This window comes from Fulvivirga imtechensis AK7, from assembly GCF_000331535.1.
GTDB classification, from domain to species: Bacteria; Bacteroidota; Bacteroidia; order Cytophagales; family Cyclobacteriaceae; genus Fulvivirga; species Fulvivirga imtechensis.
Genome location: NZ_AMZN01000072.1, coordinates 48,129 through 72,423 on the forward strand (window position 1 = coordinate 48,129; position 24,295 = coordinate 72,423).

Here is a 24,295-nt window from a genome sequence, read left to right on the forward strand (position 1 = left end):
TATCAATGCATCTTAGTGGGGTCCAGATAGTTCATGAGCACAAAAGTAACGAGCAGAGCCGAGGCTATTCCTTCCACAACAATAATGACAGATACAATATAGGGGTTCATAAATCGCCCCATAGGCTCGTTTTCAATAATACTCTGCATAAGACCTGTATCGAGAAAAGATACATAAAAGAAGATGAACAAGCCAAAGAGGACAGAACCGACTATACCGGTAAGTATGCCTGTACCCATTCCTTTGAAATAAGTGAATTCTTCCGGGCTCATCCTGCGCAAAGCTTTTATGGCTGTAAGTATCCCTGCTATCATAATAAAAATATTCATCACCCTGAGCTCCACAACATATAACAACCCGGATATTCTCATAATAAAGAAAAACGCGATCAGCCCCAACGCAATAAAAAGACCATACCTCTCTGAGATGTAGGTCTTTGTCTCAATTTTAGATGCATTTGTAACCATAGTATGGGTGAGTAGATGGTGTATTTCAATTTAGCAAAAATCCGGCTCATTTGAAAGGTAATGGCCCATTGTTTCAGTTTGCGATTTTTCATAAATTGGACACGATCAACCCAAACAAATAAAACCATGAGGATTCTAAAAATTATTATTTATGTGATATTGACCATTGTTTTATTGGCAGTGGTAATATCTCTTTTCCTACCTGCCAAGACTGAGTTAGAGCGATCTATAGTGATAAATGCTCCTGTGGAGAGCATTTTCGCTGAGGTCAATGACCTTAAAAAATGGCCGAACTGGTCACCCTGGAATGAGATGGACCCTACCATGGCAATGACCTATGCAGATAAAACAGCAGGAGAGGGCGCATCGTACTCCTGGGAAGGAGACCCTAACATCACCGGCACAGGGAAGCTAACTATAACCGAAAGCAGAGAGAATGAATATATCGCAACTGACTTAGACTTCGGACAGCAGGACACAGCCATTGGATACTACACTTTTGAAAATACTGGTGAAGGCACAAAAGTTACGTGGGGCTTTGAGACTGACCATGGGTGGAACCCTTTGAGCCGCTGGATAGGCGCTGTGTTTATTGAACCTATGCTGGGGCCAACCTTTGAAGACGGTTTGGAAAACCTAAAGACCCATGTAGAGTCCCTGCCATCCTTACCGAGCGATGATGAAGTGTCTATTGTGGAGGTGCAACCCATCACATACATTGGCCTGGGGGCTAAGTTGGATGCATCTAATTCTGAGGTAATATCATCCACCATGGCCGACTTGTATGGCCGGCTTATGCAGTACAGCGAGGAGTCAGGCGCTGAAATAACAGGGGCTCCTATTGCGGTTTATAAATCACTTGGCGAAGAAGATATAGAGGTAGTGTGTGGGCTACCTGTTAGCAGCGGAACAACCATTATGCATCAGGATATTAAAGTTGACTCGACTTTGGGAGGAGAAGCTGTGAAAGCAGTACATAAAGGAAGCTATGAAAAACTTCCTGCTACATACGATAAAATGAATATATTCATAGACAAAAACAGACGACAGGCAATAGGCCAACCATATGAGCTATATATTACTGATCCGGAAGAAGTGACGGACACTACGCAATGGATCACAGAGGTATATTTTCCCATTGGAAGGGAATAGCGAATTACCATCTGCTGCTAATCAGACTCATGCCTACGAGAGTGGTGGTTTTTTTCCTTCCATTCTCGTAGTTCCAGCCTACGTTGTTGCAGCTCCTCTTCAGTGAACTCAAAATCAATTAGCTTATCCAGGTCCGGCTGGCCTGCATCTATCCAGCAGGTGTACCAGAAATCGCCAACCATCTTTACAGACCTCAGCATTTGTCGCTCCACCATTCCACCCAAAGCTTCGTGGTACTTCTGCGAAAACTCGCGGGAATAGACCTTTACAGTTACGTTCCCCCTTGTTTCGAAGGAATATTTTTTATCTATGCCTAACTTCTCTGTTATGGCAACCTCAAATGCCAACACAGAATCCAATGCCTCATGAGCATGCACCACTGCATCCCATATTGCCAATTGAGGGTTTTCAATGTAGCTGGCCCGGCCAATGAAAAAATCATAATCTTCTGAAAATAATTCCGGAAGGCGAGATTCCCACAACCCGTGAATGCCTCGCTGCCCCGTCAACTGCCCGTCATAATTTTCAGTGGTGTGCAACGGTACGTTGGCATCGGCAATGTAATGCCCAAGGTCAGCAGACAAACGGAGGATATTTCTAACATCGCCTACTCTCATGGCATCGGTGAGCTGATATTTAACCCTGTTTACGTGCCAGGGCACAATACCGTACGCGAGCAACGTATCTTCCGAATATTGCTCGACTGCATCGTTCCAATACCTGGGGAGTTTATATGCAGCGCTGTCTCCATATACATCCAGATCTATGTAATGGCACGGGGCCTCTCCTTCTACAGCATATCTGCGCCTGTCAGGATTCACAGCGTTTTCTGTCAGGTACTGTATATTATGCTTATAAAACCCGATCATCTCTACCGGCAGTGTAAAAACCGCCATTCTGTTGATCTTCTGATGTCCGAAAAAGCCCCACATGGTAGCTGAGGCTGATGAGGTTAAAATAAGAAAAAGGGAAACTAATAATTTCTTCAAAACAAGTAAAACCAGCTATTCGGGTAAAGTTAACCATATTTATTATAAAAAATATTCGCAACATACTTTTTGCAAATAACAGAATTAGCATTACCTTTGCACACTCAAAATTTTATAGAAGAGAAGTCGAATAAATATCAGATATGGCAAATCACAAATCAGCATTAAAGAGAATCAGATCTAATAATGCCAAAAGATTAAGAAACAAGTACCAGCATAAAACAACCAGAACATTTGTTAAAAGGTTGAGAACGACTACTGATAAATCGGAAGCCCAGGAACTATTGAAGACGGTAATTTCGATGTTGGATAAATTAGCCAAGAAGAACATTATTCATAGAAATAAGGCTGCCAACAACAAGTCTAAACTTACTAAGCTGGTAAACAGCCTGTAATAATTCTTTATAGATAGATATAGATGAAAAGCTGTCTCAAGGGACAGTTTTTTTTGTTTCCACCAGTTTCTGCACCACTTTCTTTGGATCAGGCAGAAAAATTGGGGACCCAAGAGAAAGTTTAGCCTGCCTGACACCTCACCTCACCCATTACAGGCTGAAATACTTGCTCAGCAATCAGCCCTCACCTCAAAAGCAGAACTACAGGATTTTGGTGGGTGAGGTGTTGCAAGCATTAAAATATTGAGAGTCTGCAATATGCTTGTTGATCACGTCAAATCTGCATGAAATTTCAAAGAAACTTGTGTTATCAGTAATACTTACGCACCTCCCCAGAAATATTACTCGATCCATTTCTTTCCTGTCTTTTTTCTCAACTTTAAAACAAACTTCACAAATTTTATTAATTTGCCGAGATGAAAGAGGTAAAAGAATATTTAACCATTAAAAGTTGGGCTGAGGAGGACCGTCCAAGAGAAAAGTTACTCCTTAAAGGCAAGTCCGCCCTATCCGATGCAGAACTCATTGGCATTCTGATCAGCTCAGGCACAGCCTCGATGAGCGCCATTGATGTTGCAAAACAGATCCTCAATCACACACATAATGACCTCAACCAGTTGGCAAAACTGTCGGTAAAGGACCTGATAAAATTCAGGGGTATTGGTGAAGCCAAGGCCATCGCCATAGTCAGCGCTATGGAGCTAGGCAGGAGAAGAAAAGAGACTGCATCGGCTAAAAAACCCAAGATCACCTGCTCGGAAGACGCCTATCAGGCCATAAAACCGGAGCTCTTAGATATTGGGCATGAGGAATTTTGGGCTCTTCTTCTTAACAGAAGTAACACTGTAATGAAAAAACAACTCGTAAGCAGTGGTGGTGTTAGTGGCACTGTTGCCGACCCAAAGATCATCTTCAAATCCGCTCTGGAAGAGTTGGCATGCGGTATTATTCTCGTACACAACCACCCGTCCGGCAATCTAAGACCCAGTGAGGCAGACATCAACCTCACCCGGAAAATGAAAGAAGCAGGCAGGCTACTCGAAATCCCTGTGCTTGACCATATTATTTTCACTGACAATAGCTATTTTAGCTTTGCAGACGAAAATATGTTATAGATTATGACCAGAAACAGGATTATCTACACCAGCGTTTTTTTGATTATTGTTGTTATAATTATTTATTCGCTCAATGGCGAGTCGCCCGAGGCATATCAAAAGACCATCATCAAAGCTCGTGAAAAGCAGGATTCCTTTATGAGAAATTCGGAGGAATCTCCTTTTGTACAACACAATGTGCAATATCACGGCCTGCACTATTTTGAGCCGGACCTAAAGTATAAGATCAACGCCCGCTTTGAGTCCATTGCTGACAAAAAGATCCGTAAACTCCCTACCAGTGATAACCTGGAGAAGGAATACCTGGAATATGGTTACGCCCATTTCGAGCTAGGCGGACGCAAGGAAAAGCTACTTATACTGGAAAATGTAAAAGAGAAGTTACTTTTTCTGGCATTTGGAGATGCAACCAGCGCTAATGAAACATATGGAGGAGGCAGGTACCTGGAAGTGACCCATGATGGAAGCAATAGTATTCTTCTGGACTTCAATAAGGCATATAATCCCTACTGTGCATACACTGAAGGGTATAGCTGTCCTTTGCCCCCCAGAGAAAACCTGTTGGAGGTAGCCATAAAAGCCGGAGAAAAGAACTATGATCATTAACAAATCCCGTATCATCCACCTGCACAACCTGCAGAGCCTGAAGTATTATTGAAGCTTTAGGGTTTCAGAACACTCCACGACAACCGGCGCTATCATACTTCCGTACGGAACAATCCGTTGTATGGCGATAACGCAGCAGTAGCGTGCAAATATTCGTTAATTTTATATTCAAGGTCAAAAGCTCAAAATAATGGATAGATTGGTCACTATATTTTTATTCCTTTTCGGCATGGCATGCCAGTCACAGGGGTATCAACAGGAGGAGATAGCTTCAACACCCGCTTCGAAACATGTGGGTGGCCGTTGCGAAGGTTGTGAGGCGGTCTATGAGTATGGAAACAAAATATTGACCTCTACTGACACCTTACCTGGTTTTCATGAAGAAGGCCCAAAACTTAAAGTCACCGGAACCATATTTGAGAAGGATGGTCAGACACCTGCCGAAAATGTAATCTTGTACATCTACCACACCGATCAGCAAGGCATCTACGCCACCAGGGGGGACGAAAAAGGGTGGGCCAAACGGCATGGCTATATTCGCGGATGGATCAAAACCGGCAAAGATGGAAAGTATACATTTTACACGCTCAGACCTGGCGCTTACCCAAGCAGGGCTCAGGCCGCTCACATTCACCCGGTAGTGAAGGAGCCTGGCATCAACGAATACTATATTAGCAGCTATTTTTTCAATGATGATCCGCTTTTATCTAAAAATGAGCGAAATGATCCTTCACCACGAGGTGGGTCCGGGATCCTCTCCTTAACTAAGGAAGATGATCTTTGGGTCGCCAAAAGAGATATTATTCTCGGGCTGAATATTCCTGGTTACCAATAGCAAAAGCCCCTTAAAAGCCGGATCAGTCCGTACTTCCGGGTTTGCGGGCGTCTTTACGCTGACTGCCGCACAGTGCTCAGTGTCTTACACCACACATTTTCCTCCCCATTAAACCAACCCTGGAAGACCTGGTTGGTCTATAATTTTGCAGGTATTCCTTCGGGATATTATACTACGCATAGCCCTTTGCACCTTGCATTTTCCTTGTTTACTTAAAAAGTTGTGTTTCACCATCCTTAAAAGCCGGAAATGTTTAATTTTGCCACCGCATAACAATTACCATTTTTATACCGTAGTGCTATTATGAAGATATCTTTAAACTGGCTTAAGGATTATATAAATATCAACCAATCACCTGAAGAAATCGGGAAATTACTAACTGATACAGGACTTGAGGTGGAAGGGTTGGAAAATTTTGAGCAGGTTCCCGGAGGGCTGAAAGGTCTTGTGATCGGGGAAGTGCTCACCTGCGAGAAACATCCTAATGCAGATAAACTATCCGTCACTACGGTAGATATTGGAACGGACGCACCCTCTCCCATCGTTTGTGGGGCTCCCAACGTAGCCAAAGGACAAAAGGTGGTGGTAGCCACTGTTGGCGCTACCTTATATCCTGCCGGGCACGAACCATTTCAGATCAAAAAAGCCAAGATCAGGGGCGAAGTATCAGAGGGAATGATCTGTGCGGAAGATGAAATTGGACTGGGAACAAGTCATGAAGGGATTATGGTGCTGGATACTGATTTACCAAACGGCACCCCTGCCGCTGAATATTTTAACCTGAAAGATGATGTAATTATCGAGATCGGTCTTACCCCTAACAGGGCTGATGCGGCTTCTCATATAGGCGTAGCCAGGGACCTGAAGGCCGTATTAAAGCAGGATGTACAATGGCCTGATGTAGACAATTTTGAAGTTAACTCTACAGATCACCCTATAGAGGTAGTGGTTGAAAACCTCGAAGCGTGCCCACGATTTTCCGGTGTCACCATCACAGATGTAAGTGTTGGGGAATCTCCTGATTGGCTAAAACAGCGGCTATCCGCGATAGGGTTGACTCCGATTAACAATGTTGTTGACGCTACTAATTACGTACTTCATGAACTAGGACAACCCCTGCACGCCTACGATGCCAGTGCCGTGACCGGCAACAAAGTGATCGTAAAAACGCTGCCGAAAGGAACCAAATTCGTCACCCTGGATGAAAAAGAAAGGACCCTTACTGACCATGACCTGATGATCTGCAATGGCAATGAGGAAGGCATGTGTATTGGGGGTGTATTTGGAGGAATAGGATCGGGAGTAAATGAATCTACAAAAACCATCTTCCTGGAGTCTGCGTATTTTTCACCTGATTATATCCGCAAAACCGCTCAGCACCATCAACTAAAAACAGATGCCTCGTTTCGTTATGAACGGGGTACTGATCCGCATATTACTATTTATGCTCTCAAAAGAGCCGCATTATTAATCCAGTCGCTCACAGGGGGCAAAATCAGTTCTGGTATTGTTGATATCTATCCTGAGAAAATTGTAAGTTCTGAGGTGAAGGTTAAATTCAAAAACATAGATCGCCTGATCGGCAAGCAAATTGACAAGGAACAGATCTTCGAAATACTCAATCTGCTGGACATTGAAGTGAGCCATGAAACAGAAGAAGGCTTTACAGCTTCAGTTCCCCCATATCGTGTCGATGTACAGCGGGAAGCGGACGTTATAGAAGAAATATTACGGATCTACGGTTTTAATAATGTAGAGCTTCCTGAGCATGTACAAAGCGACTTCCTTGCGGAATTTCCCACAAGAGATAAGGACAAAATCCAGAAAACCGCTACAGAGCTGCTGGTCAGCAACGGATATTATGAGATCTTAACCAACTCGCTCACCAAACCAGGGTACGCGGAGCTGGCTGAAGATCTTGACGCCAAACATAGTGTAGAGATACTAAACAAGTTAAGCGAAGATCTGGGTGTACTCCGGCAAAGTATGCTGTACTCCGGCCTGGAAGTAGCCTTGCACAATATCAACAGGAGGCAGGTCAACCTCAGGTTTTTTGAATTTGGTAAAATATATCACCAGAAAGAAGGAGATTATCAGGAACACACAAGACTGGCCATTTTCATAACAGGTGATATTGAAGGGGAAAACTGGATCAATAAGAGTAGAAAAGTACGTTTCCATAACCTTTCTCACATGGTAAATCTTATATTATCTCGCCTCCTCAATAAAACATTTGCCAATGAAGTGATCCACGAATACCCGTTTGATTATGGCTTGCATACGCTTTTAAATGAAAAAATCCTTGTGCGAATGGGTAAGATAAAGCCTGCTATAACCAAAAAAATGGGGCTAAAGCAAGAAATATTTTACGCAGACATTGACTGGGACTTGCTTTTAAAGAAGACAAATAATAATATAGTATTCGAAGAAGTGCCTAAATTTCCCGAAGTCAGGCGAGACCTTTCTTTGGTTATCGACAGAAGCGTTAGTTTCGAAGACATCAAAAAAATAGCGCTCAACAACGAACAAAGGCTATTGAGGTCTATGAATGTTTTTGACGTATATGAGGGTGAAAACATTGGCAGTGATAAGAAGGCTTATGCCATCAGTTTTATCCTCCAGGATAAAGAAAAAACGCTGACTGACAAGGTTATCGACAAAACTATGACTAAATTGATGACTTCTTTTGAAAGTAACCTGGGTGCCCTCATCCGAAAATAACCCTAAAAGCAAAGGATTATTGGCGGACTTGCAATTGAAAACAACATTATAAAAATGAATAAAGACCAGCTTAAAGCTAACTTGTCATCGTTGGAAAGAAAAATTAACTTGCTTATTGGCGATTATAAGAACCTAAAGCTGGAGCTTAACCAGCTCAAAAACGAAAATGACGAGCTTAAATCTTTGGTAAGAGATAAAGAGCAGCAAATAAGTAGCTTTCAAAATAAGATTAAAATTAGTAAGATTGTAAACGAAATAGATACAGGAGAAGGGAATACTTCTGAACTGAAGAGGAAAATTGACGATTATATAAAGGAGATTGATAAGTGTATTGCACACTTAAGTAAATAACACGGCTCCATATGGACGAACTTTCAATAAAAATTAAAATTGCCGACAGAGAATACCCGATGAAGGTAAAAGCTGAAGATGAGGCAAGGGTAAGGAATGCCGGCAAGCAGATTAATGAAAGAATAAGATCTTACAGGGAACGCTTTGGGATAGACGACAAACAGGATCTTTTAGCTATGGTTGCATTTGACTGTCTGGTTGACAAACTGGAGACGGATGAAAAACAATACGACATGGATGAAGGTGTGCTGGAAAAAGTCAATCATTTAAATAATATTATCAATCAAGCTTTATAAGTAACAATTACTCTTCCGGTTCTGATGAACCTTTTGCTGCATCTTTAAATTGTGAGTATTTGCTCAGAAATTAAGGAATGAGAGGCTTTAAGCCCGGTGTATATATTGGCAAAAGGAGATTTCGTCCATACCGTATGCCCTCAACCCCCGCATTTCTGCCTGATCCTCACTTCATATTTTTAAATATAAAACAATGGCAGATTCAATCTTTTTAATACTAGCAGGTGTTGTTGGCCTCGGTATTGGTATTGTCATAGGAAGGGCCTTAATGAAAAAGGTCAATGAGGGTAAGGAAAAGGAGCTCGAGGAAAAAGCCAAGAGCATCATAAGGGAAGCTGAACTTTCGGCAGAGAATATTAAGAAGGACAAGATACTTGAGGCAAAAGAGAAATTTTTAAAGCTCAAATCGGAATTCGAAGAGGATGCTTCCAGAAAGAAGAACCAGATCATTTCTAACGAAAATAAGCTAAAGCAAAAGGAGCAGCACCTGTCCAAAGAATTTGAACAGGTAAAGCGAAAAGAAGCCGAGATCAATGAACTAAGGGAAAACCTGACCACTCAATTGGAGGTGGTGAACAAGAAAAAATCAGAGTTGGACAAGTTCAATCAGCAGAAGGTTAGTATACTGGAGAAAATAAGTAATCTTACTGCAGATGAGGCTAAAGAACAGTTGATCGAATCGCTGAAAGACGAAGCTCAAACCAAGGCCTCTTCCTTTGTGAAGGATATTCTTGAAGAAGCAAAACTGTCGGCTACCAAGCAAGCCAAGAAAATAGTACTGGAAACAATTCAAAGGACTGCTACCGAGCATGCTATTGAAAACTGTGTCTCTATATTTAACATAGAGAGTGATGACATTAAAGGAAAGATCATCGGACGCGAGGGGCGCAATATCCGTGCCCTTGAAGCCGCTACAGGCGTAGAGATCATTGTAGACGATACTCCCGAGGCCATCATTATTTCAGGCTTTGACCCCGTTAGAAGAGAGATCGCCAGGTTATCGCTACACAGGCTGGTAGTAGATGGCCGGATACACCCCGCCCGTATTGAAGAGATCGTATCCAAAACAAAGAAAAACATCGAAGAAGAGATCATTGAGATCGGCGAACGTACGGTAATAGATCTGGGCATCCATGGCCTGCACCCTGAGCTCATCAAAATGGTGGGCAGGATGCGTTTCAGGTCATCATATGGACAAAATCTACTGCAACACTCTCGGGAAGTGGCCAATCTTTGTGCTACTATGGCATCTGAGCTGGGGCTGAACCCCAAACATGCAAAGAGGGCCGGACTGTTGCACGATATTGGTAAGGTATGGCCCGATGAGCCGGAAAAACCCCATGCAATAATAGGTATGGAGCTGGCTCAAAAGTACAAGGAACACCCTGTGGTATGCAATGCCATTGGCGCTCACCATGATGAAATAGAAATGACCTCCATGATCTCTCCTATTATTCAGGCATGTGATGCCGTATCAGGAGCCAGACCAGGCGCGAGGCGAGAGGTAATGGAAAGCTACATCAAGAGACTGAAAGAGCTGGAGCAACTTGCCCTGAGTTTTGAAGGTGTGCATAAATGCTATGCCATACAAGCCGGCCGTGAGCTACGTGTGATGGTAGATGCCGAAAATGTATCTGACGAACGCGCCAGCCAGTTGTCATTTGATATCTCACAGAAAATAGAAAAGGATATGCAGTACCCCGGGCAAATAAAGATAACGGTGATTCGGGAGATGAGATCTGTGGCTTACGCTAAGTAGTGTCTTTAAGAAAACGTTCCCGCAAAAGGGCGGGACAAGTCCCAAAAAGTGATAGTCCCGTACAGTTGTTACAGTTGTCGGGAAGAGCGTTTTTGGAACAAGCATAACGTAGACATTGGCGTTTTCTTAGAGACACAAAGTAACCTTCGGTTCTCTGTTCTCTGTTGGTTTTCGGTTCACTTTTATTTAAAGAGTGAACTAAAAACTGACCAAACAGCATAATCCATCCGGCAGTAATCAAAAGCAGTTGGCTTTCAATAACTCAACCAATTGACCAATAACAACACATCAGCCTTAGGACTTACGCCCGTCTTTCACCGGATGTGACGTGCTTTACGGAAACACTCATCCAATCCGGCATATTGTTCCAAATTCCAAAGTGCCCTCCGGTATTTCGGCCTTACCTGTCTCCATTGCCCGCAATATATTGTCTTCAGATACTGGTATTTGGAAAATTTTATATAACTTTTCAGCTTATTTTTAAGCTATTTGTTTTTGAGTTACAGGTTTTTAGATCTATTTTTTACTTGTTCATATAGCATTTGATGAAGCTCATTTATTCCATTCTATTTTTTCTCACCACGCTTTCCCTTTCCTTTTATTCGACCGCTCAAAATAGTACACAGGAAGGCATAGAGAGCTATAAAGAAAAGCTTCACGAGGCGATTCAGACAAATGATCTGCAAAAGGCTGCCGCTTACTCTTACGAGATCGCTCGCTTATATTTTAAATCCGGAGAATTAAAGGAGGCTGCTAAAGAACTGATGGTTACATTATCCTATAGCGAAAAAATAAATAACTCCGGTATTAGCCAATCGGCTTATTATACATTAGGATTGATCCATCATGATCTGAGGGAGTACAACGATGCCATAAAGCAATTCAGAAAGAGTTATAAACTTGCTGAAAAGCAAAAAGACGAACTGGCAATGGCCGATAACTCAATAGGTATTGCCCAATGCTATGCCGCCCTGCAGCGCCATAAGCGTGCGATAGAGCCACTTGAAGAAGCTTTAAGCATTTATATCCGGCATAGCCAAAGGGAATCACGGCAATATTGCTATAACCTGCTTGCCGAGTATCATAAACAACTGGGTAACGGTGCTAAATCAAATGAATATTTCAGCCACTATTCCTTAATGGAAAGTGAGAGCAATCGTGAAAGACAACTCAGCAAAATGGAGGAGCGTATCGGTGTTGTGGAAGCCGAAAAAATAGCAACCGAGCGTGCCCTCGGTATCAAAGAGTCTGAATTGCTGGAACAGTCACAAGAACTTCAAAAGGTAGAGGACTCTCTCAAGGAAGCGCAAGAGCTAAGTGAAAAGCAGCAACTACAGATCAACCTGCTTAACACGGAAAAAGAATTGAGCGACATGACGGTGAAAGAGCAAAATGCCAGGATCCAAAATGAGAGGTTGTTGAGAAATTCGCTTATCGGAGGCGTTGCACTCGCGGGTGCTTTGATTTTTGTGATATTTATTGATTATAGAAGGAAAATAAAGACGAATAAAAAGATCCATCAGCAAAATCTGAATATCACCAGCAGTATTAACTATGCCCAGCGTATACAACAAGCTATGCTGCCTCACCTTGAAAATATCGGAGAATTATTGCCGGATCATTTCGTGCTGTTCAAACCCCGTGATATTGTAAGTGGCGACTTCTACTGGTTTTCCGAGCTCCCGGGTGACCAGCCCGGTGAAGTCAGTAACTTTGGTATTGCCGCGGTTGACTGTACGGGCCATGGCGTGCCAGGAGCATTTATGTCGATGATAGGAATGAATGCCCTAAATGGTATAGTAAACAGGGGGATCAATAAAACTGATCAGATATTGGAAAACCTTCATCATGATATTACCTCAGCGCTCAGACAGGAAGAAACCGGCAATAGAGATGGTATGGATATGGCCCTTTGCCTGATAAAACGTAACGAAAAAATACTGGAATTTTCGGGAGCAAAAAACCCCTTGGTGTACATACAAAATAACGAACTGCATCACATTAAAGGCGATGTTCATAGCATCGGTGGCGGCAAAAAGGGAAAAGAAACTCGCTTTACTCAACATAAAATAAAAATTGATCAGCCCACAACAGTATATATTTTTTCTGATGGTTATGTGGATCAGTTCGGAGGTCTAGATAATATGAAATTTATGTCTAAGCGCTTCAAACAACTCCTATATGATATCCATCAGTTGCCACTGGAAGAGCAAAAAGCTCGCCTGGATAAATCATTTTATGAATGGAAAGGAGATGGCAGGCAAATTGACGATATATTGGTAATCGGCTTTAGGATCGATATTTAGAGCTGTCTACCTTTTATTTATTCTTGTTAGTGGCCGGTTGATAATGAACTAAAAAGATCAAATCCGCATTTTTCACCAGAAACAGGCATGTTATAGCTATTAGTTTATAGAAAAATAACAAAAGATTAATAACTTTCCACCGCAAATTCACTAACAGCCAATAAGAATGGTCACTACTGAGGAGAAAGAGAAAGCAAGACGACAATTAGGCAGCAAGGGATTCCTGGATTTACCGGTGAGTCCTGGTACTGATCTGATAGCAGAGATCAATAAGTTACGAAAGGAAAAAAATGCCGTAATTCTGGCCCACTATTATCAGTTTCCTGAGATACAGGATATTGCCGACTATGTAGGCGACAGCCTTGGTCTTGCACAACAAGCTGCCGATACAAATGCTGATATTATAGTATTCGCGGGTGTTCATTTCATGGGGGAAACAGCCAAAGTATTGAGCCCTGATAAGAAGGTGATCCTACCTGACCTTAATGCAGGTTGTTCTTTAGCAGACTCTTGTCCTCCGGATAAATTTGGAGAATTTATTAAACAACATCCTGACCATGTGGTGGTGACCTATGTCAACTGTTCCGCCGAGATAAAAACAATGAGTGATATAGTCTGCACCAGTTCCAATGCAGTGAAGATCATCAACTCCATACCGGCTGATAAACCCATCATATTTGCTCCGGATGCTAACCTGGGAAAATACCTGATGAAAGTTACCGGCAGAGATATGCTGCTATGGGATGGCGCGTGCATGGTACATGAAGCATTCAGTATTGACAAGCTATTGGCCGCTCACAAAGAGCATCCTACAGCAAAAATAATTGCTCATCCTGAATCAGAAAGTCATATTTTAAAGGTAGCCAGTTTTATTGGCTCTACCTCTAAGCTCATCGATTTTGTAAAGAACGATCCTGCAGAAGAGTTCATAGTAGCCACAGAAGCGGGGATACTGCACCAGATGAGCAGAGAGGTACCTCATAAAAAGATCATTGCCGCTCCAGCCTATGCAGAAAATAAATGCTCTTGCAGTGAATGCGGTTACATGAAGATGAACACCTTGCAAAAGCTATATCTGTGTATGAAATACGAAGAGCCGGAGATCACTCTCCCTGAAGATATTATCAAAAATGCATTAAAACCAATCCAGAGAATGCTGGAGCTATCATAGGTCAGCTATGCAAAAAACTGACTTTCTGGTTATAGGTTCAGGCCTGGCGGGCCTGAGCTTTGCAGTGAAGATGGCCCGTCATTTCCCGGATCAGCAGATCACTGTTATCACCAAAGATAGTGTAAATGAAAGCAATACCCGTTATGCCCAAGGTGGCATAGCTGTGGTTACTGATCTGCTCAATGACGATTTTGATAAGCACAAAAAGGACACGCTCATAGCCGGTGATGGATTGTGTGATGAATATATCGTTGACCTGGTAGTGAAGGAAGGCCCGTTCCGGCTACAGGAAATCATAGATCTTGGTGCTGAATTTGACAGAAGCCCCGATGGCAGCTACCATTTGGGTATGGAGGGCGCCCACTCCGCCCGCAGGATACTCCACTATAAAGATGTGACCGGATTTAAGATACAAAGCACGCTGCTGGATGAAGCGCATAGGTTGTCCAACGTACATATTCTGGAGCACCATTTTGCTGTAGATCTGATCACACAACACCACCTGGGTGAAGTTGTGACTAAGAAAAGCACAGATATCAAATGTTTTGGGGCTTATTCCCTGGACCTGAAAACTCACAAAATTGAAACATACATTGCCAAAACCACTATTTTGGCATCGGGAGGTATCGGGCAGGTGTACCAACTCACCACCAACCCAGCCGTGGCTACCGGTGACGGTATAGCAATGGCCTATCGTGCTAAAGCGCTGCTTGAAAATATGCAATTTGTGCAGTTTCACCCCACAGCGCTATACGGCAATCCCGGGGAAACAGCCTTTCTCATTTCAGAAGCCGTTCGTGGGTTTGGCGCCATCTTAAAAACAAGAAATGGCAAAACCTTCATGGAAAAGTATGACGAACGGGGGTCGCTGGCATCGCGCGACATTGTGGCCCGTGCCATCGACTCTGAAATGAAGGCCAGTGGCGACCCGTGTGTCTTTTTGGATTGCAGGCATCTGGATATCGAGGAGTTTAAAGAGCATTTCCCAAATATTTATCAAAAATGCCTGTCGTTGGATATTGACGTAGCAAAAGATATGATACCTGTAGCTCCGGCTGCACACTACGTTTGTGGTGGAGTGAAAACAGATGAATGGGGTCGTACTAATATCGATAACCTATATTGCTGTGGCGAAATAGCCTGCACCGGATTACATGGTGCGAACCGCCTGGCGTCTAATTCACTGCTGGAGGCATTGATATTTGCACATCGTTGTTATCTTGATGTGATTCAAAAGGCTTCTACATTATCTCACATGGAGAACATCCCGGAGTGGCAGGCTGCGGGTACCACACAGCCCCGCGAGTGGGTGCTGATCAATCACAACCGTACAGAGGTGAAAAATATTATGAGCGACTATGTGAGCATTGTTCGCTCCAATGAACGGCTGCAGCGTGCACTAAACCGGCTAGAGATCATACATCAGGAAACAGAAAGGCTATACAAAACCACTACCCTGTCTCCTCAACTTTGTGAATTGCGCAATCTCATTAATGTTGCTTACCTGATCGTGAAGCAGTCAATTGAACAGAAAGAGAACAGAGGGACTTTTTATAATGTTGATATAGGGGCTGAGAGGTGAGGGCTGAGGGGTGAGAGCTGAGGTTTTCTGGGCTTATGATTGAGTAAAAAACTATTTCTAAAATCCTGATCTTTAGTGATCAAAATTAAATCATTAGCATCTGCATATTCAGAAATCCGTGAATCTTTGGTGTACCACTTATCCAAAATATCATTAACATGCTGCGATAAAAAACCTAGTTCATTGAGTCGTTTGGAAAGCTTCTTGGGGATATGAACATCACACAGAAAATTCATTTACTGTGCAATATTATATGTTTGCCCAGACACTGAAAGTCGGGCATAATTTAAACATGCCATTATATCATCTTTTTCCAACTCCGGATGATCCTCTAGGATTTCTTCAATAGCCATACCTGAACTCAGCATATCCGGAATAACCTCAACAGGCCATCTCATACCTCTAACCACAGGCTTTCCATGGCAAACAGAGGGGTCAATCGTGATTCTGCTGATATTTGAATTCATACTGTAAATATACAAATTAATTAAAAGAAGCGATATAGCACTAACTGTTAATAACCTTCATTTCAAACAACAATTCTGTTACCTTTATCACTAATATGTCTGAACTATTTGAATTATATACAACCGATGGCCTCCGGCTTAAAGGGACAATATGGCTACCTGACAATCAACCAGAGTCGATCACCTGCCTGGTGCATGGCTTTGGTGAGCATATTGGCCGGTATGAGCATGTAGCTGTGGCTTTCAACAAGGTAAATATGGCATTGACAGCCATTGACTTGAGAGGGCATGGCAAGTCGCAGGGAAAACGGGGACACACCCCTTCGTACGATCACTTGCTACAAGATCTGCGGTTGTTTATTAAGTACATCAGTGGCAGGTTTCCCAACATACCGATCCACTTGTACGGACACAGCATGGGCGGCAACATTGTCAGCAATTATCTGCTAATCGATCGCCCTACCGCAGTACGTTCTGCAGTAGTTACTTCTGCATGGTTCAAACTTCGTTTCGATCCTCCACAGTTGAAAGTGGCTGTGGGAAAGGCAATGCGGAAAATATACCCGAAATATTCGGAATCCAACGGACTGAACCCTGATCATCTGTCTACCGATAAATCAGTAGGCAAGGCTTATAATAATGATCCTTTGGTGAATGACAAAATAACAACGGAGATGTACTTTGCCATTACCGAAGCGGGCCAATGGGCGTTAGATCATGCCACAACTGTAGAAATACCGCTGCTTGTCATGCACGGCTCTGCAGACTCCATTACCTCCCCGGAAGCCTCCGCGCGGTTTGCTGACAGGGCAAGTGCTCAGTATAAGCCCTGGGATGGCATGTATCATGAAACACACAACGAGATTGATAAAGAAAAAGTGATACACACCATTATAGACTGGCTAAAGCAGCATAGTTGAACTATCACTTTACTTCAAATAATAATTCACTAGGCTTTCTGACTTTTCTCTCTCGCTGCGCATGATCATCTTCAGAACGATACCCTATGGCAGCCGCGACCACTGCATTCAGGTTCCTTTCAGAAAGCTGCAGAATTTTATTATACTCATTAGCATCAAACCCTTCCATAGGACATGCATCTATTTTTAATTCAGCACAAATTGCCAGCAGATTGCCCAGCGCCAAATAAGTTTGCTTTGCAGCCCATTCCTGCCTCTCTTCATCTGTTTTTTCAGCCAGCTTTCCTTTTATGAAGTCTCCATACCTACGAATATTGTCAGGGGACTGGCCGCGTACCTGTGCTGTTATTCGTATGAAGTCTTCGATGATTTCATTGGTGATATCACTATAACCGCAAAAAACGATCAAATGAGACGCATCTGTCACCTGTGCCTGACCCCATGAGGCGTTTTTAAGTATTTTCCGTGTCTCATGATCCTCCACTATCAGTACCTTATAAGGCTGAAGGCCATAGGAAGAGGCAGAAAGGCGTATCGCCTCCTTGATTTTCTCAAGTTGTTCCTGCTCCACTTTCTTATGAGGATCGAATTTCTTTGTGGCATATCGCCATCTCAAGTTTTTGATGAGTTCCATTTTATTAAACCTTATGAATATAAAAATCTACAATAAAAATTACCGATGAGCATGCAATACATAGTTCTTCATCATGAACTGTTCCTCAAAGCCCAACTTCAAATATAGATCCTTGCCCATATTTGATGCCTGAAGCGTTGCCAACTCAAAGCCACTGTCAATGGATAGGTTAAGGACCCTTCTCATCATTTGCTCTGCAAATCCTTTTCTTCTCATTTCAGGAATAACACCCATAGCATGTATGCCCATCACATTTTCCATATGATGTAGAATGACGGTGCCCACAGCCGCACTTTTATAAAAAGCCACATAAAAGTCAGTACTTTCGTATGCAGGTAGCAATAGCCGGTGACTTATGGTGTACCCAAAAGCCTCCAAAAAAAGTTGCTCCCATTGGATAGCTTCTTCTTCAGTTTGCACTTTCTTGATCGTCAACGCCCCGGTTTCATCATGGCGTTTTCCTAATTGCAAAGACATTCCCACCTGTTCAAACTGCTTTTCAAATCCATGGGCCTCTAACCACTTGTAGGATTGACTTTGGCAGATATCCCAGTAAGGAACCACAAGCCGGAACGGTGTGGTCAGTAGCCTGTCCTTTGCTGCTATTGCGGTCTTTTCATCAGCATTGTGGTGAAACCACAAGCGATTTGGCCACTCGGAATAATCAACGGCACAAAACTCAAAACTTTCTTCCCGGGTGTGCGCCTGCGCCCGTTTTCCTACCACTCGCCATAAGGACGTAAGGTTTTCTATATTTTTACTAACACGATCTGATACTGTTCTCATTGTTTTCATTGTTTTCATCTGTTAATTAAAATGATGCCCGTGATCATCGCCACGATGCCAAGTATTCCTTTATGATCAATTGGTTCTGCGGGTAGTCCAAACCATCCAAAATGACCTGCTACTACCGAGAATACCAGTTGGCCACAAAGCCCCAGAGAGATCATTGTAGACACACCCAGTCTGGGAATGGTGTAATAATATAAACTCACACCAATCACACTAAATAATGCACCTGTAAACCACAGATAATAAGGTACTTCCTTTAATTGCTGTACAGTTGGGATATTTTTTACACTCAAGCCCACCAAGAGCATGGCAAAGAAGGCGCTACAAAAGAAGGCTACCAACGATGCCAGCAACGGATTTTTTAACAAGACCCCGAGTTGTGCATTCAGGCCTCCCTGAATGGCCAGAAATACGCCTCCTATAAAGGCTAAAATAGTTACCATTAGCTGATTCATATGGCGAAAGTAAAGGAGGCATTTCACTATCGCATTTACATATGTTGATGCAGCTTATTTTTTTAAATCTTTTCTGATGCGACTGAGTTGCGTGGGCGTAATACCCAGGTATGAAGCGATATGCCGCTGCGGTACGCGACTTTCAAGATCCGTATAGTTTTTAAGAAAGGTCAAATATCTTTCCATAGCAGTTTGAGTGGCAAATGAGATCTGTCTTTTCTCATTTTCAATCACCCATTTTTGTTCCAGATAACCTGTATAGAAGTTTTTCAGGTCATCATTCTCATTGATGAGTTGTTTATACTTTTTAAAATTCAAGCTGAGGATTATGCCATCTTCCAGGCATTCAAGAGCAAAAGATGAAGGACAAGACAGCAAAAGAGAAACCGTAGAGGCAGCAAAATTTCCTTCCAAAAAGAAATTTTTAATATGCGTATTTCCATCTTGTGTAACAAACAGTGAGGTGATTATTCCTTCGCAGACGAAGTATAAACTCTTTGCCACCTGGTTGAGTTGTAAGAGGTAATGGCCCTTTTCAATCGAGGTGAATTTGGCTATGGAAAGCAATTTTGAAAGGGACTCCTCGCTGACCGGGGCGTACCTGTTCAATGCTTCCCGAAATTGACCGATGCATTTCTCCTGATCAATAATCATCATGTTTATTGAAGATCGTTCACAAATTGTTGAACCGTTTGTGGTACGGGTGAGGTTATTGATGTATCAACTTCCAACTTGTAGCACCCACAAAAGGCCATAAAATTTTTAAGACTGATCGCCAGCTCATTCAGAAAAATATCGTCAGGAGTAAAATCCGGCTCGAGCCAAAATGTTCTTATGGTAAATATCCCAGTTGCCCGATCTGCTTTAGGATCGAATTTACCTATAAGTCGGTCTTTATACAACAAAGGCAGGCAATAGTAGCCGAATTTTCGTTTTTTCTCCGGAAGGTAGCACTCGAGCTGGTAGTCAAAATCAAATAATTCCAAAGTTCGCTTTCGCTGAATAACAAGGTTATCAAATGGCGAGAGTATATGAACCTTCTTATTGCATTTTGGTTCGGGTGTATTGGTTAAAGTATAATACATTTGATCCTGTCCCTCCACCTTCACCGGCAGCACCTCTCCCTCTCTGACAAGTTTTTTGATAGCTTTTTGCAAACCTTCTCTTATACCCTTCCTCAGGTAAGAGATTTCAGCAAGTGAAGCCAGCCCATGCGCTGACAATGCTTTTCTAATAAGATACTCATAAAACTCACGGGCGGTTGGCATGGAAGTATTAATTCCGGGAGGAAGTACTCGCTCGGTAAGGTCGTATACTTTCTGAAAATTCACCCGTTCTGCTACCATCAGCTTGCCTTCCATAAACAGTTGCTCCAAGGCTATTTTTGCTGGTTTCCAGTCATACCATGCTCCCGAAACATTGCGCGGATCCTTAAAGTCTTTTGACTGAAGCGGTCCCTCCTCTTTTATCCTCTTCACCACATACCGGGTCATCTTTTTGTCGTGCTTAAACCAATGGGATTTTCCCTTTGCATATTCCCTTTTTCGGATTAAGCTGTACCTGTAGTCATCCATCGGAAGATATGAAGCCGCATGGCTCCAATATTCAAAAACCTGTCTGTTCTTAAGCATTGTTGCTAACTCATCTTTTGAATAGTCAGTGTTGCGAGCATGGAATACGTGATGATGAGCCCGTTCAGCAACCGCCAGTGTGTCGATCTGCACATAACCCAACTGGCGAATGATGTCCCGTGACTGCTGCTTTTCGTCAGACAGCAATTGGGAATGAATAATAATATTTCTAGCTTCAGCTTTGGAGAAAGTCCTTTTAGGTTTCATATCCTAAAATACGAGAAATAGATTGACGTGTTGTCTCAGCGACCACCAAACCTATGAAACATCCGCTAAACAATAAATATTTGCCCACATCATTTTAGAATTATAATTTATTCTATGATAGAATAAATTGACTACTCATGATCCGCCAACTATTCCTGATCTCTGTTATTTGTACCCTGGGTGTCGCTGTAAAGGCACAGAACACCAATAAGTCCCTTCCCTATGCTGAAATTCCTGCATACCCCGAAGTCTATAATGCAGGCACCGTAGCCGCCCGCATGGTGGATGGCCTTGGATTTCGTTTCTATTGGGCCACTGAAGGACTGCGTGATGAAGATCTAAAGTACCGGCCGAATACTGAGGCCAGAAGTTCCGAAGAAACGATTGACCATATTTATGAAATGTCGATCATGATTGCCAATGCAGTGAAAAAGGAAGCCAATGGCCGCACAGAAGGGCTAACCTTTCAGCAAAAAAGAGCTGCTACACTAAACAACCTTAAAGTGGTGGCCGACATACTCAGAAACAGCTCTGATCAGGACATGGAAAATTATCAAATAAAATTTGGTAACGGAACTTCATTTCCATTTTGGAATCTCATTAACGGTCCCATAGCGGATTGTTTATGGCATTGCGGGCAGATTGTTTCGTTCAGAAGGGCTTCAGGTAATCCTTTCAATTCAAATGTTAGTGTTTTTAATGGCAAATTAAGGGAGTAAAGAACAGCATAGCAGCCGTTATTCAATACTTTCTTTAGTAAGTTAATGTCAAAGATCCCTACCAAGCGTCTGGACCCCCGGGTAACTGCACAAAAGTATATGCCGTCTATGAAATCATACATATTATCGTATTGATCCTTAATACCGGATTTAATGAAGGCGAACTGTGAATAGCCAGAATTACCATATCAATCCAAACCTGAGATTGATCAATTGGAATTCCACATCAATAAATTCATCATAATTTAATTATCTGTTAGTTATAATTTGGCAACAGTTAAACAAAATTAATAACCAATTATGAAACAGTATTTAATGAAGTTTGGTGTTGTCATGTTTGTTGCTTCCACGATGTTATTTGCCTGTGCTGAAGATGGTGATCCGGGGCCTCAAGGGCCCCAGGGTGAACAAGGTCTTCAGGGTGCACAGGGTGAACAGGGTGCGCAGGGTGAAAAAGGTGAACAAGGTGAAAAAGGAGACACAGGTGTGGCCAACGCTACACTCTATATTTTTGATGGAAATGACTTTTCTGTGTCACCCAATATCTACAGAGATGTGGCTCTTGCCAGTCAGGACGAAATGACACAGAGTGCATGGCTTGTATACCTTAAACTGGGAGGAACCACCTATCACATTCCAGGACTGGGAACAAACGGGGCCAGTAATTATAGGGTGTATCGCAGTTGGATTACTGATAAAGCTCGAGTCCGCATTTTGTTAGAAAGCGGTCCGGGAGAAACTTATGATGAGATTCATATCTTCAGGATACAGGCCAGCAATACGGAAGACAACACCAGCAGAACCAGTCAATCACTTCTGCCAGAGGACTTAAATGTTTATGACTACGAAGCGGTAAAGGCTTATTTCAATATTCTGTAGCTGTTTATTTGAGATTTCTTTCAAAGGGAAGTTATGGGTAAGAATTAACTGCAGGAGCACCGGACTTCTAATGGAATTGTCAAAAGCAAATCGCCATTGCGAACCCGGTGAAGCATCCCTTTGATTGAGATCCCAAGGTAAAATAGGGAATCGCTTCGTGCCCTCGCGATGCGATTCCCTATTATTTTGACAGCTCCTGCTTGTTGTTATTCTTTCACTAACACCAATCTCTCAGATCCGTTTCTACTCTTACGAATAATAACGATATACATACCCTTTCCAAGACTTGAAATATCATAGCTTTTATTCCTGGAAGGCTGAAACATTTTCTGCAGTTCTCCCGACATATCTCTGACCTCGACACTAACTACATCGTCCTGAGTGTCTATGGTTATCTGATCCTGTGCGGGTACAGGATAAAGCTTTAAAGACTGACTTTCCAAATTCATATTTGCAGCAGACGCATCACATCTCGACTCATCAAGTATGATGTCTGTCTGTATTGGCACCACACTTAGCTGGCGCATATGCGTGATATTGGTTAGTGCCAGTTTTTCTTCACAAAAAGAAGCTTCTACCTTTTCAAGTTTAAATTCATACTGACAGCTTTTGACCGAGCTGCCGTTTTCATCCATCTCAACAATATCTATGTCATAGCTACCCGAGAAAGTTCTACCCGTGAATGCATACCCGGGGGACACCCGGTTATGGGTCATGCGCTCAGCCTTTGAGGTTTCGGGGTCATATAACCCGGACCAGATGATATCTCCCTTTGAGTCTACTTTAAAAACACCTGCTTTCAAAGGGGTGCTTACCCACCCTGATATGGTATTTTCTATTGTTCCATCAGGAGCTGTTCTGTTCAGCAGAGTACGTACTTCCATTGCCTGGTATTGGTGCTCATAAACATATAAGTATTTAACGTCTCCATATTTGTTCAACTGCGCTACAAACGCATGGCGGGGATACGGAGAAATGGTGCCTTTTACAACTCCTGTAAGATAATATTCACCATGATCGCCTTCCTTAATGGCATATCCAATATCATTGGATGATGAGTTTCCATACTTAATGTCAATTACCTTATTCCACTCAACGTTCAGCTTGCTCCCCAGCTTTATTATAAACACATTTTCAACCGTACCATCACATGACTTATTTAACTCTGTGGTCCCGGTAATAATAAATCCACCGTCACTAGTGCTTTCTACAGCGTATGGCGTCTGATCCCCCGGGTAGTGTAGCACAATGCCTTTCTGTAGATTGCCCTGGTCATCCGTTATACTCACATTGATATCCAGATCATTATCCGACAGACTGTGAACAGTCCTGCCCACTACCACGAAGCCAGAGCCCACGCTGTTGCTATACTCCTCTACGTACATCCCGAATTCTCCTTCCGGGGTACCTATCCTGGATGCTTTTACTGCATTTCCTACGTCATCAATAAGCACAAAGTAAATATCAAAGCTGCCCATAGACCCCTGGTGTCCATCTGCCTGGCCCGTAGCTACAAACAATGCTCCGGCATTTTTCGATGATTTCAGATGATTAAAAGTTTCGTCTATCCCCGGTGCGAGATGATACGTCCTGGACCACATGATTTGCCCCTTTTCATCCATTCGTAACATAAACGGATGCCAGGTTGTATTTAGTTGACTGCCGCCAATTACATATCCCCCACTGTTCACACCGTCAATAGCAGTAGGCCAATCATATAAGGGTGAAGAAAATGTTTTTTGATATTGCCCAAAAGCTACATCAAAGCTGCCTGACAAGATTAAGCAAACAAGCAGGCACAAGTAGTAGTATTTATTATTCATAGTCATAATATTTGAAATTAAGC

At 42.7% G+C, this 24,295-nt stretch carries 25 protein-coding genes; 15 read left to right on the top strand and 10 right to left on the bottom strand.

Annotated elements, in window-relative coordinates; genetic code table 11:
* Window positions 1-2: 2 nt before the first annotated feature.
* Window positions 3-467: a DUF4199 domain-containing protein gene (locus C900_RS20620; RefSeq protein WP_040497205.1), complete on the bottom strand. Its 465-nt coding sequence runs from the start codon at window positions 465-467 to the stop codon at window positions 3-5.
* Between the two features lie 126 nt (window positions 468-593).
* Here C900_RS20620 and C900_RS28750 point away from each other — a divergent pair, with 126 nt between their 5' ends.
* Window positions 594-1,619 (top strand): SRPBCC family protein, encoded by a 1,026-nt coding sequence (locus C900_RS28750; protein ID WP_051052931.1) that lies wholly within the window; start codon window positions 594-596, stop codon window positions 1,617-1,619.
* Between the two features lie 17 nt (window positions 1,620-1,636).
* Here the strand turns inward: C900_RS28750 and C900_RS20630 are convergent, their stop codons facing one another.
* Entirely contained in the window at window positions 1,637-2,551 is a 915-nt protein-coding gene (locus C900_RS20630) for a zinc dependent phospholipase C family protein (RefSeq protein ID WP_009582143.1), read from the bottom strand.
* Between the two features lie 200 nt (window positions 2,552-2,751).
* Here C900_RS20630 and rpsT point away from each other — a divergent pair, with 200 nt between their 5' ends.
* The 11 genes from rpsT (at window position 2,752) to nadB (ending at window position 15,745) form a co-directional block, all read left to right on the top strand.
* Window positions 2,752-3,003 carry a 30S ribosomal protein S20 gene (gene rpsT / locus C900_RS20635; RefSeq protein ID WP_009582145.1) on the top strand — a complete coding sequence of 84 codons (252 nt, stop codon included), beginning with the start codon at window positions 2,752-2,754 and terminating at the stop codon, window positions 3,001-3,003.
* Window positions 3,004-3,419: 416 nt separating this feature from the next.
* The gene (radC, locus tag C900_RS20640) at window positions 3,420-4,118 is read left to right on the top strand and encodes a RadC family protein (protein ID WP_009582146.1); all 699 of its coding nucleotides are present in this window, start codon (window positions 3,420-3,422) and stop codon (window positions 4,116-4,118) included.
* A gap of 3 nt (window positions 4,119-4,121) precedes the next feature.
* Window positions 4,122-4,724, top strand: coding sequence for a DUF1684 domain-containing protein (locus tag C900_RS20645; RefSeq protein ID WP_009582147.1), 603 nt, complete (start codon window positions 4,122-4,124; stop codon window positions 4,722-4,724).
* 190 nt (window positions 4,725-4,914) lie between these two features.
* The gene (locus tag C900_RS20650) at window positions 4,915-5,559 is read left to right on the top strand and encodes a dioxygenase family protein (RefSeq protein ID WP_009582148.1); all 645 of its coding nucleotides are present in this window, start codon (window positions 4,915-4,917) and stop codon (window positions 5,557-5,559) included.
* Between the two features lie 303 nt (window positions 5,560-5,862).
* Entirely contained in the window at window positions 5,863-8,280 is a 2,418-nt protein-coding gene (gene pheT, locus C900_RS20655; RefSeq protein ID WP_009582149.1) for a phenylalanine--tRNA ligase subunit beta, read from the top strand.
* 54 nt (window positions 8,281-8,334) lie between these two features.
* On the top strand, window positions 8,335-8,631 hold the full coding sequence (locus C900_RS20660; RefSeq protein ID WP_009582150.1) for a hypothetical protein: 297 nt from the start codon (window positions 8,335-8,337) through the stop codon (window positions 8,629-8,631).
* Window positions 8,632-8,642: 11 nt separating this feature from the next.
* Window positions 8,643-8,927, top strand: coding sequence for a cell division protein ZapA (locus C900_RS20665; protein ID WP_009582151.1), 285 nt, complete (start codon window positions 8,643-8,645; stop codon window positions 8,925-8,927).
* A gap of 193 nt (window positions 8,928-9,120) precedes the next feature.
* Window positions 9,121-10,686, top strand: a complete 1,566-nt coding sequence (gene rny / locus C900_RS20670) for a ribonuclease Y (protein WP_009582153.1) — start codon at window positions 9,121-9,123, stop codon at window positions 10,684-10,686.
* A gap of 545 nt (window positions 10,687-11,231) precedes the next feature.
* A complete protein-coding gene (locus tag C900_RS20675; RefSeq protein ID WP_009582154.1) occupies window positions 11,232-12,992 on the top strand; it encodes a SpoIIE family protein phosphatase in 1,761 nt (586 codons plus the stop codon).
* A 166-nt stretch (window positions 12,993-13,158) separates the two neighbouring features.
* Window positions 13,159-14,163 (top strand): quinolinate synthase NadA, encoded by a 1,005-nt coding sequence (gene nadA, locus C900_RS20680; protein ID WP_009582155.1) that lies wholly within the window; start codon window positions 13,159-13,161, stop codon window positions 14,161-14,163.
* A gap of 7 nt (window positions 14,164-14,170) precedes the next feature.
* A complete protein-coding gene (gene nadB, locus C900_RS20685) occupies window positions 14,171-15,745 on the top strand; it encodes an L-aspartate oxidase (protein ID WP_009582156.1) in 1,575 nt (524 codons plus the stop codon).
* Here the strand turns inward: nadB and C900_RS31070 are convergent.
* Window positions 15,715-15,981 carry a DUF5615 family PIN-like protein gene (locus tag C900_RS31070; RefSeq protein WP_009582157.1) on the bottom strand — a complete coding sequence of 89 codons (267 nt, stop codon included), beginning with the start codon at window positions 15,979-15,981 and terminating at the stop codon, window positions 15,715-15,717. The genes nadB and C900_RS31070 overlap by 31 nt on opposite strands.
* A complete protein-coding gene (locus C900_RS20695; RefSeq protein WP_009582158.1) occupies window positions 15,982-16,212 on the bottom strand; it encodes a DUF433 domain-containing protein in 231 nt (76 codons plus the stop codon).
* Between the two features lie 95 nt (window positions 16,213-16,307).
* Here C900_RS20695 and C900_RS20700 point away from each other — a divergent pair, with 95 nt between their 5' ends.
* Window positions 16,308-17,132: an alpha/beta hydrolase gene (locus C900_RS20700; RefSeq protein WP_009582159.1), complete on the top strand. Its 825-nt coding sequence runs from the start codon at window positions 16,308-16,310 to the stop codon at window positions 17,130-17,132.
* Window positions 17,133-17,136: 4 nt separating this feature from the next.
* Here the strand turns inward: C900_RS20700 and C900_RS20705 are convergent, their stop codons facing one another.
* The 5 genes from C900_RS20705 to C900_RS20725 are packed head-to-tail and all read right to left on the bottom strand — an operon-like array spanning window position 17,137 to window position 20,851.
* Entirely contained in the window at window positions 17,137-17,766 is a 630-nt protein-coding gene (locus tag C900_RS20705; RefSeq protein WP_009582160.1) for an NAD(P)H-dependent oxidoreductase, read from the bottom strand.
* A gap of 39 nt (window positions 17,767-17,805) precedes the next feature.
* Window positions 17,806-18,552 (bottom strand): GNAT family N-acetyltransferase, encoded by a 747-nt coding sequence (locus C900_RS20710; protein WP_157494101.1) that lies wholly within the window; start codon window positions 18,550-18,552, stop codon window positions 17,806-17,808.
* A 14-nt stretch (window positions 18,553-18,566) separates the two neighbouring features.
* On the bottom strand, window positions 18,567-19,013 hold the full coding sequence (locus C900_RS20715; protein WP_040497207.1) for a DMT family transporter: 447 nt from the start codon (window positions 19,011-19,013) through the stop codon (window positions 18,567-18,569).
* A gap of 54 nt (window positions 19,014-19,067) precedes the next feature.
* Window positions 19,068-19,670, bottom strand: coding sequence for a Crp/Fnr family transcriptional regulator (locus C900_RS20720; protein ID WP_221408154.1), 603 nt, complete (start codon window positions 19,668-19,670; stop codon window positions 19,068-19,070).
* A gap of 2 nt (window positions 19,671-19,672) precedes the next feature.
* Complete coding sequence (locus tag C900_RS20725) at window positions 19,673-20,851, bottom strand: winged helix-turn-helix domain-containing protein (protein WP_009582164.1); 1,179 nt, start codon at window positions 20,849-20,851, stop codon at window positions 19,673-19,675.
* Between the two features lie 137 nt (window positions 20,852-20,988).
* On the opposite strand from C900_RS20725, the gene C900_RS20730 reads away from it, so the two are divergent.
* Entirely contained in the window at window positions 20,989-21,570 is a 582-nt protein-coding gene (locus C900_RS20730) for a hypothetical protein (RefSeq protein WP_009582165.1), read from the top strand.
* Window positions 21,571-21,870: 300 nt separating this feature from the next.
* Entirely contained in the window at window positions 21,871-22,449 is a 579-nt protein-coding gene (locus C900_RS30885) for a collagen-like triple helix repeat-containing protein (protein WP_009582166.1), read from the top strand.
* A 206-nt stretch (window positions 22,450-22,655) separates the two neighbouring features.
* Here the strand turns inward: C900_RS30885 and C900_RS20740 are convergent, their stop codons facing one another.
* Entirely contained in the window at window positions 22,656-24,272 is a 1,617-nt protein-coding gene (locus tag C900_RS20740; RefSeq protein WP_040497208.1) for a T9SS type A sorting domain-containing protein, read from the bottom strand.
* Window positions 24,273-24,295 lie beyond the last annotated feature (23 nt).